We start from the raw sequence: 11,635 nt of genomic DNA, 5'->3' as shown, positions 1-11,635 counted from the left end.
GAAACAACAGGGATCGAACCTGTGACCCTCTGCTTGTAAGGCAGATGCTCTCCCAGCTGAGCTATGCTTCCATATTTGGTGACTCCTAGGGGAATCGAACCCCTGTTACCACCGTGAAAGGGTGGTGTCTTAACCGCTTGACCAAGGAGCCATATCTTTTTTTATCACTCTTGCGCTTGCCTTTCTCCCGGCGAGCACATTAACTATAATACATAAATTTTAATATAGTGTCAACACTTTTTTATAACTTTTTTTTATTTTTTTTATTACTGCTTAAAAAACCTTATAAAACCTAGAAAAATATTGGTTTTAGACTAAATTAAACTTCTTATATTTATTAGAAATATATTATAATCTTATTATATCATATTTTACTATAAATTTATTATATTAATTTTTTAAGGAGTTTTATTATGATACATCATGATTTAATTATAGTAGGTGGTGGAGCATCTGGATTATTTGCTGCAATTAACGCAAAGGATTTTGGTTTAGATGTTGCCATAATAGAGGGTACTGATAGAATAGGTAAAAAGATTTTAACTACTGGAAATGGTAGATGTAATATTTCTAATAGAACTATTTCATTTCCTTTTCTCTCATATCATAGTGAAAATACAGGATTTTTTTCAAAGGCTTTATCTAATTTTGGAGTTGAAGATACTGAAAACTTCTTTTTATCTCTGGGACTTCCTATTGTAGAGCTAAAAAACGGTAAAATGTATCCAAAATCTCTTCAAGCTTCTTCAGTAGTAGATATATTAAAAATGGCTATTGATGATAGAGGGATTCCTTTATACACAGATTGTAAAGTAAAAGATATCCACAAGGGAAAAATTTTTAAATTATCCACAAGTAACGATGATAAAAAATTATTCACATGTAACAAACTAATTTTAGCCTGTGGAGGAAAATCTGCTGTTAAAACTGGATCTGATGGATCTGGATATAACTTAGCAAAATCTTTAGGTCATACAATAATTAAAACTATTCCTGGAATAGTTCAATTAAAATTAGATAATCCTTATCTTAAATCTATTTCTGGAGTAAAGTTTGATGGATATGCAACTTTATTAGTAAATGGAGATGCTACAAGAAAAGAATTTGGAGAAATTTTATTTACTGACTATGGAATATCAGGACCTCCTATACTTCAAATTTCAGGTTATGCCTCAAAGGCTTTACTAAATAATAAAAATGTAGAAGTAGTTGTTGATATGTTACCTAATGAAGATATTGAAGATGTACAAAACTTCCTTGAAGGACATTTTGCTATGTTTTCACATAGAGCAGTTATAGATTCTCTTATTGGGGTTATTAATAAAAAACTTATTCCTACAGTATTGAAAGCAGCAAATATTCCAAATTTACATATGCCCTGTTATGAATTAGAATGGCATCATAAAAGAGATATAATAAATATATTAAAATCTTGGAAGTTTAAATGTGTAGATACTAATGGATTTAATCAAGCTCAAGTTACCATTGGTGGCATAAATACTAAAGAAATTAGTTCATCCACTCTAGAATCGAAGATAGTAAAAAACTTATATTTCTGTGGAGAAATTTTAGATGTCGACGGTGATTGTGGTGGTTTTAATCTTCAATGGGCATGGAGTTCGGGCCACTTTGTAGCTAAAAACATTGCAACTAGTAATAATTAAATATATAAAAAGTAATTGAGGAAGCAATTCACCTTTACGAATTGCTTCCTCAATTTATTAATTTATTTTTCATCTTCTAATTATTGATATCTTTCTTCCAACATCCTATTAATCTAGTTAATTCTCTATTATCTAAAGTTTCTATCTTATGTATAGTTACTAAAGAATCCCCTTCCTCTTCTCTAATATCTGTAATCACTCTAACAGTTTCTCCATATTTACATTCTTTTTCAAATGTAACCTTAATTTCATCTAATGTATAATTATTAACTATTTCTTCTGGTAAAGTTTCAATAGCCCAATCAATATATTTTGTATTATTTACATGTTTATTAGAGTCTATATCTGAATACCTAACCTTGAATGTATCTTCATATTTATAATCAGTAATGGCTTCAAGCTTTGGAATCTTAAAGTCTTCTTGTATATCTCCATCAACACCATATACCTCATATTGATCCTTAGGAATTCTCATCATCCTTCTCTTTTCTATATTTATTAATAAAAATATTGCATTTGCAATGACTATAACATTTCCATTACTATCTTTAATTTCATAATTTCTTAAAGCATAAAATTTTTTAAATCCAACTGCCTCAGTCTTAACCCTCAATTTCTCACCATAGGTTGGATTCCTAAATATCTTTACATGATAATTATAAAATACCCAAGTCATATTATTTTCAATAAGACTCTCCATACCTGATCCTAATTCCTCAGATTGCTTTGTTCCAATGTCAGATAGAATATTAATTATAGTTGACATATTTCCTCTTAAGTTTCTATCCACGTCGTAGTAATGTAATTCGTATTCTTTTTCATAAGCCTTCCCCATAATATACCTCCTAAAAATTAATATTAAAACTCTGTAAAAATACAGAGTTTTAATATTTAAATGCAAATTATTTAATATTGTACTTTAAACTATTGGGTCTATAAATCCATCATCTTGATTATTATCTTCTCCAGAATTACCTAGGAAATTATCAATTTGTGGCTTAGTTCTATCTAGAACAAATATATTTAAATAAGCTACCACATATATACTAATAACTACTGGAAATATCACTGATAGTATAACACCCAAAATAGGTATAAACTCAAGTATTACTAAACATATACCTAATAGTATTGCAATACCTGAAATGGCTGCCAATCTTCCTACTGTCGACCAGAAATATCCCTTTCTAAATAAAAGGAAAGTTTCTCTAATTGCATCCATTGTGCCTAAATCATTTACTACAAAACTTGAATTAAACAAAGAACATAATGGTATTATAACCACTATTACTGCAATTGCTAAAGGAACTGCTATTATAGTTCCTATTCCTAAAGTTAATAAAGAAAATAATAACGTTAAAATAAATAGAACTGTCATTGCTATGATCATCATTAACGCAACTAATATACTTAACCCTAAAGCACTCCATTTCTTTTCCCAAATATATTTTGTAGCACTCCTCCAACTTACTTCATTACCCTTATTAGCATCATCTAAAATCTTAGTTATTACAAATGTACCAAATAAAGATAAAATTCCTGTAATTATTCCTACTATTATTAGTATTAATATAGTTCCTGCTCCTATAACTGAAAAACTATTATCATAATAAGGATATGAATAAATAGATGATACACTAAAAAATACTGCAGTAATAAACGTAAAGCTCATTACCATTGTTAATATAAACGACGGAACCATAAATATTCCTATAGCTTTTAGAATTTCCAAAACATTATCTTTGCATATATTAAATGCCCTAGACAAAATTTCCGTTATTACTAATTGACCATTCCTTTTTTCCATAAAAGCCCCCCTAAAACATTCTATTACTATATATATATATTATTTTATCATAATTATTTACTATTTTATTATTATTTTTAAATATTTTTACCAAAATGATACATATAAAAAAAGTACTTCTATATAATTTTGCTTATTCCGTCGCGAGCTCCAAGTCATCGCAAAATTAATAGAAGCACTTCAGAGCTGATGGAAGGAAATTATAAAAGGTTATTCGCAGGGTAACCTTTTATAATTTCCTAAAGAATAAAAAAGAGACTGTCTTTCGACAGCCCCTATATTATGTTAATATTATTCTATTTAAAGTTCTTTTGTTACTCTAATAGTTTGATCTCTTTTTGGACCAACACCTACAATAGAAATTTTAGTTCCTGTAAGTTCTTCAATTCTTGCTAAATATTTTTTTGCATTTTCAGGTAGTTCATCATAGCTTCTAGCTTCTGCTACTTCTTCTCCCCATCCTTCAAATTCTTCATATACAGGTTCGCATTTTTCTAAATCTCTTAGACTTGCTGGGAAGTAATCTATAACTTTTCCATCGAATTTATATCCTACACAAATTTTTAATTTATCAAGGCCTGCTAAAGTATCTATTTTAGTAACACATAAAGATGTTAATCCAGAAACTCTAACTGTTGTTTTTAATATAACAGCATCAAGCCATCCGCATCTTCTTGATCTACCAGTAGTTACTCCATATTCATGACCATTTTCTCTTATCCATTCACCTATTTCATTATCTAACTCTGTTGGGAAAGGTCCTTTACCAACTCTTGTAGTGTAAGCTTTTGCTATACCTACTGCATTAGTAATCATTGTTGGCCCAATTCCTGAACCACTAGCAACTCCACAAGCAGTAGTATTAGATGAAGTTACATATGGATAAGTACCATAATCTATATCAAGAAGCATTCCTTGTGCCCCTTCAAATAGTACAGTTTTATCTTCCTTTATCTCATCATATAGTCTGACAGATGTATCTTGAACATACGGTCTTAATCTTTCAGCTAATTCTAGGTACTCTTTAAGAATTTCATCATAGTTTAGCTCTTCTCCACCTAGAACATTAACTATATATTTGTTTTTTGCTTCTATATTTTCTTTTAATTTTTCTTTAAATATTTCTTCATCTATAAGATCGCAAATTCTAATTCCACATCTTTCAAATTTATCTGTATAACAAGGTCCTATTCCTTTTCCAGTTGTTCCTATGTCATTCTTTCCTCTTGATTTTTCTTTTAACTTATCTAAGATTTTATGATAAGGCATTATAACGTGAGCTCTATCACTTACTATAAGTTTATTTGGTGTAACTTTAACACCCTCTTCTTCTAAATAATCTATTTCTGTAAATAAAGCTTTTGGATCAACAACTACTCCATTACCAATGATATTTAATTTATTATCATATAGTATTCCTGATGGGATTAAGTGAAGTTTATATTGCTTGTCACCTACTTCAACAGTATGACCTGCATTATTACCTCCTTGGAATCTAACTATTACCTCTGCTTCTTCTGCAAGATAATCTGTCATCTTTCCTTTTCCTTCATCGCCCCATTGAGCTCCTAAAACAACAAATGCTGACATTAAATTGCCTCCTTGTATAAGGACTTAATTAGCCCCTTTTAATAAAATTAATTTACAAGTACATATTAACAAAGTAAAAAAAAACTTTCAACTTCTTTTGCGAATATTTTTTTGCATTATATATAAATAATTCGTATAATTAGTATATAAATAATTTATAGAAGGAGTTTATATATGAATATTTACGAAGAGTCTCTAAAATATCATGAAGAGTTAAAAGGTAAGTATCAAATTAAATCTAATTGTAAAATAACTAGCTCAAGAGATTTAAGCTTAGCCTATACCCCTGGAGTTGCTGAACCTTGTAGAGAAATATATAAAAACCCTGATTTAGCTTATACATATACAAGAAAATGGAATACTGTAGCAGTTATATCTGATGGTACAGCAGTTTTAGGTTTAGGCGATATTGGTCCATTAGCATCTATTCCTGTTATGGAAGGTAAATCAATATTATTTAAGGAATTTGCTAATGTAGATGCATTCCCTTTAGTTTTAGGCACTAAAAATGTTGATGAAATAGTTGATACTATAGTTAGAATCTCACCTTCCTTAGGTGGAATTAACCTTGAAGATATATCTGCTCCTAGATGTTTTGAAATAGAAAAAAAATTAAAAGAAAAATTAGATATTCCAGTTTTCCATGATGATCAACATGGTACTGCTATAGTAGTTTTAGCTGGACTAATAAATGCACTAAAGCTTGTAAAAAAAGAAATTGAAAATATAAAAATAGTTATAAACGGTGCTGGTTCTGCTGGTACTGCAATTTGTAAATTACTTATATCCTTTGGTGCTAGAGATATAATTGTTTGTGACAAAACAGGAATTATTAATAGAGATATGGATTCTTTAAATGATTCTATGAAAGAATTATCTTTAATAACTAATAAAGATAATATTAAAGGAGGCTTAAAAGATTCCCTAATTAATGCAGATGTATTTATAGGCGTATCTGCTCCTAATTTAGTAAGCAAAGAAATGGCTCTTACTATGAATAAAGATGCTATAATTTTTGCTATGGCAAATCCAACTCCTGAAATATTCCCTGAAATAGCAAAAGAGGCAGGAATAAAAGTTATTGGAACAGGAAGATCAGATTTTCCAAACCAAGTTAATAACGTATTAGCCTTCCCAGGAATATTTAGAGGTGCTTTAGATGTAAGAGCAACTGAAATTAATGAGGAAATGAAAATTTCTGCTGCTTATGCCATTGCTAACTCAGTTAAACATGAAGATTTAGATTATGATTTTATACTACCTAAAGCCTTTGATCTTAGTGTTCAAAAGGCAGTTGCAGATGCAGTTAAGGAAGCTGCTATAAAAACCGGTGTATCTAAACTTTATAATAAATAGCCAATAGTATTAGCTTCTAACTAATTTAAATTAATTAACACAGAACTTATTTATATAATACCTAAGTATGTGGTATTATTTCATTTACTTTTTATAAAAAATAATAGAATGCTAATGGAAGTGATTAACGAAATAGGCATTCTATTATTTATTAAATTTACATTCTTTGAGACTTTTCAGCACATTTTTCTAAGGCTTTAATTATTGTACTTCTAAAACCACCATTTTCAAGCTCTGTTACTGCTTCTATTGTTGTACCTGCCGGTGAACAAACCATATCCTTTAATTCTCCAGGATGCTTTCCAGTTTCTAATGCAAGCTTTGCTGATCCTAATATAGCTTGTTCAGCCATCTTATATGCCTTATTCCTTGGAAGTCCAAGCTTAACGGCTGCATCTGCCATAGCTTCTATAAACATGAATACATATGCTGGTGAAGATCCACATAATGCAATAAATCCATGAAAATATTTTTCTTCTAATATTTCACACTTACCAAACATATTAAATATATTACAAATATATTCTAATTCCTCTTCTTTTATATTTTTATTTGGACAAATAGCAGATATTGCCTCTCCTACTAAAGCTGGAGTATTCGGCATAGTTCTAATTATCTTATAATCATTCTCAAGCCATTCTTCCATATCACTCATTGATATTCCAGCTGCTATTGAAATAATTATAGTTTCTTTGCTTATTTCTTCCTTTATATCTAATAATACATTCTTAAATATATTTGGTTTTATTGCTAAAAATAATATATTTGAATTCTTTGCAACTTCTTTATTATCTAATGTAACTTTTACTCCAAATTCCTTTTCAATATCATTTTTAGATTTTTCACTTCTAGTTGATACTAAAATATCTTCTTTGGCTATTTTTTTTGAATTTAAAATTCCTCCAAGAATAGCTTTTCCCATATTTCCGCATCCTATAAATCCTATTTTTTTATTCATTGCCTTCACTTCCTTAAAAATATTTATTGTAAATAAATTTCTTATTTTTTTATAATTTATAAACTTCACCATTATACTCATAGGATAGCTTTATCATTATGTTACAAACTATTTATATAAGGAGGGATAGTTATGAAAAATGATTTAATAAAAATTAACTCTTTTAATCAAAATACAAAGCCCATTATTAAAGTAATAGATAGAGATAGTTTTTACGACATATATATTTTTCTTCGAGACCTTACCAAAGATGAGATTATATTAAAATACATAAATAACTTTCTTATATTAAACCTCTCCTTAAAGAATAAGTATAATGATTTAGTAAATTTTAAAAAAATCTTATACTTAAATAAAATAAATATAGATAAAATACAAAATTCAGTACAAGCTAATTTAATTTATTTAAAAATTCCTAAAAATTAAAAGAATAGGCTGTATCAATAAATTTTAATTGATACAGCACCCTATTATCTATTCTTTATAAACTAGCTCTAAATTAGCAAATTTACTATGAGCTCCAATCCAAGCCATTTTAACTGTTCCAACTGGACCATTTCTTTGTTTTGCTATTATGCATTCACCTATATTTTTATCTTCTGTTTCTTTGTTATAATATTCATCTCTATATAAGAACATAACAACGTCAGCATCCTGCTCAATAGAACCAGATTCTCTTAAGTCTGAAAGCATCGGTCTATGATCTGCTCTTTGTTCAGGGGCACGGGATAGCTGTGATAAAGCTATAACTGGACATTCCATTTCCTTAGCTAAAGCCTTTATAGATCTAGATATTTCAGATACTTCTTGTTGTCTACTCTCACTACCTGAACTACCACTCATTAATTGGAGGTAGTCAATAAGTATCATATCTATGCCATGCTCCATTTTAATTTTTCTACATTTAGATCTCATTTCCATAACACTAAGACCTGCAGTATCATCTATGTATATTCTAGCCTTAGATAAAGGTCCTGTAGCTCTTGCTATTCTCTCCCAATCATCGTCGTCTAAGTTACCAGTTCTAAGTTTTAACATATCTACATTAGCTTCTGAACAAAGTAATTTATATGCTAGCTGTTCCTTTGACATTTCCAGAGAAAATATAACTACACTTTTTCCCTCTCTTAAAGCTGCATGCTCTGCAATATTAAGTGAGAAAGTTGTTTTTCCCATAGAGGGTCTTGCAGCAATAAGTACCATATCGCCCTTTTGGAATCCTGATGTTTTTGCATCTAAATCCCTTATACCTGAACCAACTCCAGTAATAGATCCTTTGTTATTAAATAATCTTTCAATTTCTAAGAATCCTCTTTCTAATACATTTGCTAAAGGTTCATAGTCATTAGATCCTTGTTTTTCTGCCAAATCAAAAATCTTCTTTTGGGCTAAGTCTAATACTTCTTCTACTTTATCTTGCTTATTATAACTTTCTTCTATAATATTAGTTGCTGATTTAATTAACTTTCTTAAAGTTGATTTTTCTTCTACTATTTTAATATATGCCTCTAAGTTAGCGGTTGTAATAACTGATGAGCTTACTTCTGATATATAAGTAACTCCACCAGCCTTTTCTAACATATCTGTTGATTTTAAGTATTCTAACAAGGTTACAAGGTCAACAGCCATATCTTTAGAAAACATCTCTCTAATAGCCTTAAATATAACCTTATGACCATCTCTATAAAAATCTTCATCATTTAATTTTTCTAAAGCTTTGGCTATTGCACTTTTATCTATTATCATAGCTCCAATAACAGATTGTTCAGCTTCTAAACTTTGAGGTAAGCTTCTCATTATTGGTGTATCCAATTTGTAACCTCCTTCCTTTCCATAATAAATACATTATATCAAAAATTTTTATTGTATAGAACAAAATTAAGCTTCCAAATAAGGAAGCTTAATTTTAATTATTTTTCAAATACTATATCCATTAATTCTTCAATTCTACTTATAGATTTAACTTCTATATCATTTAAATCAGATGGAACCTCTTTTTCATTTGCCTTAGGAACAACTACAAGTTTAATACCTTTTCTTCTTGCTCCATAAATCTTTTCGAAAATTCCACCTACAGGCTTAATATTACCTCTTAATGATATTTCACCAGTTATAGCTACATCCTGTCTTATAGGCTTTTCAAGTAGGGCACTTACTATAGCAATAGTAATAGCTGCTCCAGCTGATGGTCCATCAATTCTTCCACCACCAACGACATTTACATGAATATCATAATCCTTTATATCTTTATCTGTAAGTTTTCTAATAACTGAAGCTGCATTAAATACAGAGTCTTTTGCCATAGAGCCTGCTGTATCATTAAACTTAATAATACCCATTCCTGGCTTTTTAGATTCAAAGGCTACGGCCTCTATTTCTAAAGTTGATCCTAAGAATCCACTTACTCCTAAACCATAAGTATGACCTACTTCATAGCTTTCCACTTCATCAATTGTTTCATAAGGAACATATCTTCCAATAGAAATAACTTCTTCAACATCTTTTAAAGTTATTATGTTATTTTCCTCTTTTTTAGCATTATATAAAGAGTAACCATAGGCATCAGCTAATATATTTACAGCCTTTCTACCTTCAATAGTATATCTACTAATAAATTCAGCAACCCCATCTTCTAAAGTTACATCTAGCTTCTTAGACGCATTTTCTATTATTCCAATTATATCTGTTGCTGATAAAGGTTCAAAATAAACCTCAGTACATCTAGATCTTAATGCAGGATTTATTCTTCCTGGTTCTCTAGTAGTTGCTCCAATTAAAACAAAGTCTGCTGGAGCACCCTTTTCAAAAAGATACTTTACATATTCTGGAGTATTTTCATCATCTGGATCATAATATGAAGATGAGTACTCAACTCTCTTATCTTCTAAAACTTTCAATAACTTATTTTGAAGAATTTCATCTAACTCTCCAATTTCATCTATGAATAAAACTCCACCATGAGCTTCTGTTACAAGTCCTGTCTTTGGCTCTGGTACTCCAACCTCTGCTAAATCCTTTTTACTTCCTTGATAAATCGGATCATGTACAGATCCTAATAATGGATTTGTAATTTCTCTTGGGTCCCATCTTAATGTAGTTCCATCAACTTCAACAAACTTTGAATCATCATCAAAAGGAGTAAAGTTTAACTTCTTAGCCTCTTCTAATGCAAGTCTTGCTGCTGATGTCTTACCTATTCCAGGAGGTCCATATAAAATTATATGTTGTGGATATGGTGATGACATTTTTGAAATTAAAGATTTTATAGCTCTTTCTTGACCTATTATTTCATCAAAAGTTTCTGGTCTTAAAAGACTCATAACATTCTTATTTATTTTCTTAGCATCTAATTCTTCTAATTTTTCTAACTTTTTAGTAGTCTTCGAGCTTTCAGGCCCCTTCTGCTTTTTAATTATAGATAATTTTATATCATCCATAAATTTATCTTGTCTTTCTTGAAGAGCCTTTTCAACTTGTGTTTCTACTTTATTTTGAACATATTTTCTTGCTATATTTTCTGATATATAATAAATTGTATCCTCTAACACACCACGTAATTCCTCTTCATTCGGAACTGTCTTAATACCCTTTCCATCTGAAGCAATTACATTTAAAGCATATATCCTTTCACATATATTAGGTGAGCCTATATATTTTTGTAGCTTAAATCTTACTGTTCTAGCTCTTACTGCTCCCTCATCTAATACATTATTTAATATTTGATTTATTACATTTACTTGTGCATCTAAAGATAACTCACTATCTAATAAACCCTCTATATTTGTTTCGTCGTAAGTCTTCAAACTTAGTCCTCCTTATGATTGCTCTACAATGGTTACTTTCATCTTAGTAGACACCTCTGGATATATTTTAATTTCTATATCATAACTGCCTGTAACCTTTATTGTATCCATAACAATTTTCTTTTTATCTATTGATAACTTAAATTCTTTATTTATTAACTCTGCTACATCTTTACTAGTTATAGCACCAAATAGTCTTCCATTATTTCCTTTAGCTTCAATCTTAACTTCTTTTCCTTTTAATTCTGAAGCTAATTTTTGAGCAGCTTCAATTTCTGCTAATTTTTTCTTTCTTTCATTTTCCTTTTTAGCATTTAATACATGCATATTTGCACTAGTTGCTTCTTCTGCTAATTTCCTAGGAAATAAATAGTTTCTTGCATATCCATCTGATGCTTCTATAACATCACCTTTTTTACCTAATTTTTTAACATCTTGTAATAATATTACCTTCATG

General features: G+C 29.5%; 10 protein-coding genes and 1 tRNA gene. 3 read left to right on the top strand and 8 right to left on the bottom strand.

What is annotated here, in order from left to right; translation table 11 throughout:
- Positions 1-76: 76 nt before the first annotated feature.
- A tRNA-Glu gene (locus ACQPUY_RS16665) sits at positions 77-151 on the bottom strand.
- Between the two features lie 262 nt (positions 152-413).
- On the opposite strand from ACQPUY_RS16665, the gene ACQPUY_RS16660 reads away from it, so the two are divergent.
- Positions 414-1,664 carry an NAD(P)/FAD-dependent oxidoreductase gene (locus ACQPUY_RS16660; protein WP_430843011.1) on the top strand — a complete coding sequence of 417 codons (1,251 nt, stop codon included), beginning with the start codon at positions 414-416 and terminating at the stop codon, positions 1,662-1,664.
- Positions 1,665-1,740: 76 nt separating this feature from the next.
- Here ACQPUY_RS16660 and ACQPUY_RS16655 read toward each other — a convergent pair whose 3' ends face one another.
- From ACQPUY_RS16655 to ACQPUY_RS16645, 3 genes are all read right to left on the bottom strand, one after another.
- On the bottom strand, positions 1,741-2,499 hold the full coding sequence (locus ACQPUY_RS16655; RefSeq protein ID WP_430843009.1) for an acyl-[acyl-carrier-protein] thioesterase: 759 nt from the start codon (positions 2,497-2,499) through the stop codon (positions 1,741-1,743).
- 84 nt (positions 2,500-2,583) lie between these two features.
- Entirely contained in the window at positions 2,584-3,471 is an 888-nt protein-coding gene (locus ACQPUY_RS16650) for a hypothetical protein (RefSeq protein ID WP_430843007.1), read from the bottom strand.
- A gap of 300 nt (positions 3,472-3,771) precedes the next feature.
- Entirely contained in the window at positions 3,772-5,061 is a 1,290-nt protein-coding gene (locus ACQPUY_RS16645) for an adenylosuccinate synthase (protein ID WP_430843005.1), read from the bottom strand.
- Between the two features lie 174 nt (positions 5,062-5,235).
- Here ACQPUY_RS16645 and ACQPUY_RS16640 point away from each other — a divergent pair, with 174 nt between their 5' ends.
- A complete protein-coding gene (locus ACQPUY_RS16640) occupies positions 5,236-6,417 on the top strand; it encodes an NAD(P)-dependent malic enzyme (protein WP_430843003.1) in 1,182 nt (393 codons plus the stop codon).
- Positions 6,418-6,574: 157 nt separating this feature from the next.
- Here the strand turns inward: ACQPUY_RS16640 and proC are convergent, their stop codons facing one another.
- Complete coding sequence (gene proC / locus ACQPUY_RS16635) at positions 6,575-7,375, bottom strand: pyrroline-5-carboxylate reductase (protein WP_430843001.1); 801 nt, start codon at positions 7,373-7,375, stop codon at positions 6,575-6,577.
- A gap of 132 nt (positions 7,376-7,507) precedes the next feature.
- Here proC and ACQPUY_RS16630 point away from each other — a divergent pair, with 132 nt between their 5' ends.
- The gene (locus ACQPUY_RS16630; protein WP_430842999.1) at positions 7,508-7,801 is read left to right on the top strand and encodes a hypothetical protein; all 294 of its coding nucleotides are present in this window, start codon (positions 7,508-7,510) and stop codon (positions 7,799-7,801) included.
- A 48-nt stretch (positions 7,802-7,849) separates the two neighbouring features.
- Here ACQPUY_RS16630 and ACQPUY_RS16625 read toward each other — a convergent pair whose 3' ends face one another.
- The 3 genes from ACQPUY_RS16625 to rplI all read right to left on the bottom strand — a co-directional run bounded on the left by ACQPUY_RS16625 (position 7,850) and on the right by rplI (position 11,634).
- A complete protein-coding gene (locus ACQPUY_RS16625) occupies positions 7,850-9,187 on the bottom strand; it encodes a replicative DNA helicase (RefSeq protein WP_430842997.1) in 1,338 nt (445 codons plus the stop codon).
- A gap of 98 nt (positions 9,188-9,285) precedes the next feature.
- Positions 9,286-11,178, bottom strand: a complete 1,893-nt coding sequence (gene lonC, locus ACQPUY_RS16620; protein WP_430842995.1) for a Lon family ATP-dependent protease — start codon at positions 11,176-11,178, stop codon at positions 9,286-9,288.
- Between the two features lie 12 nt (positions 11,179-11,190).
- A complete protein-coding gene (gene rplI, locus ACQPUY_RS16615; protein WP_430842993.1) occupies positions 11,191-11,634 on the bottom strand; it encodes a 50S ribosomal protein L9 in 444 nt (147 codons plus the stop codon).
- Position 11,635: the final 1 nt, after the last annotated feature.

The organism is Clostridium nigeriense, assembly GCF_050585245.1.
In the GTDB taxonomy this organism is placed as follows: Bacteria; Bacillota; Clostridia; order Clostridiales; family Clostridiaceae; genus Clostridium; species Clostridium nigeriense_A.
This window is presented reverse-complemented; position numbering and strand designations above follow the sequence as displayed.

Coding starts and splice junctions, on each gene's coding strand:
- ACQPUY_RS16660 (WP_430843011.1), top strand. CDS start 414: ATGATACATCATGATTTAATTATAGTAGGTGGTGGAGCATCTGGATTA.
- ACQPUY_RS16655 (WP_430843009.1), bottom strand. CDS start 2,499: ATGGGGAAGGCTTATGAAAAAGAATACGAATTACATTACTACGACGTG.
- ACQPUY_RS16650 (WP_430843007.1), bottom strand. CDS start 3,471: ATGGAAAAAAGGAATGGTCAATTAGTAATAACGGAAATTTTGTCTAGG.
- ACQPUY_RS16645 (WP_430843005.1), bottom strand. CDS start 5,061: ATGTCAGCATTTGTTGTTTTAGGAGCTCAATGGGGCGATGAAGGAAAA.
- ACQPUY_RS16640 (WP_430843003.1), top strand. CDS start 5,236: ATGAATATTTACGAAGAGTCTCTAAAATATCATGAAGAGTTAAAAGGT.
- proC (WP_430843001.1), bottom strand. CDS start 7,375: ATGAATAAAAAAATAGGATTTATAGGATGCGGAAATATGGGAAAAGCT.
- ACQPUY_RS16630 (WP_430842999.1), top strand. CDS start 7,508: ATGAAAAATGATTTAATAAAAATTAACTCTTTTAATCAAAATACAAAG.
- rplI (WP_430842993.1), bottom strand. CDS start 11,634: ATGAAGGTAATATTATTACAAGATGTTAAAAAATTAGGTAAAAAAGGT.